This is a genomic window from Comamonas testosteroni, assembly GCF_000761245.1.
Lineage (GTDB): Bacteria > Pseudomonadota > Gammaproteobacteria > Burkholderiales > Burkholderiaceae_C > Comamonas > Comamonas testosteroni_C.
Genome location: NZ_AWOR01000017.1, coordinates 1 through 326 on the forward strand (window position 1 = coordinate 1; position 326 = coordinate 326).

General features: G+C 56.1%; 1 protein-coding gene. It reads left to right on the plus strand.

From position 1 onward, the window contains the following. Nucleotides 1-9: 9 nt before the first annotated feature. On the plus strand, nucleotides 10-326 hold a 317-nt coding region (locus P353_RS04875), incomplete at its 3' end, for an STY4526/YPO1902 family pathogenicity island replication protein (RefSeq protein ID WP_232776255.1).

Consider the following 326-nt stretch of genomic DNA (forward strand, 5'->3'; position numbering starts at 1 on the left):
CCATTGTGCATGGGGGCTCTGGTTAACTCACCGGTACCTTGGTTCAAGGTTGTTGTGGATGGCGTTGCAGTGAGACGTGTGATTGCCCACGCAAAAAATACTGAAGAAGATGAGGTGATCAATCGCGCCCTCACGCTGGGCGCGAGCTCGCCCATGATTCTTGAGCTCTTCGGCCTGCCTCCTAAAGAGGTGGCTGTCCGGCGTTCAATCCTCGGGGTACCGCAGCGTAGGGGCCGTTGGCCGCATGTCGGCCCTGAGGATGAGGCAACACTGTGGAAGCACTGGGTCAGCCTCACGAAAGAGCTTAAAACTGATATCAATAACCC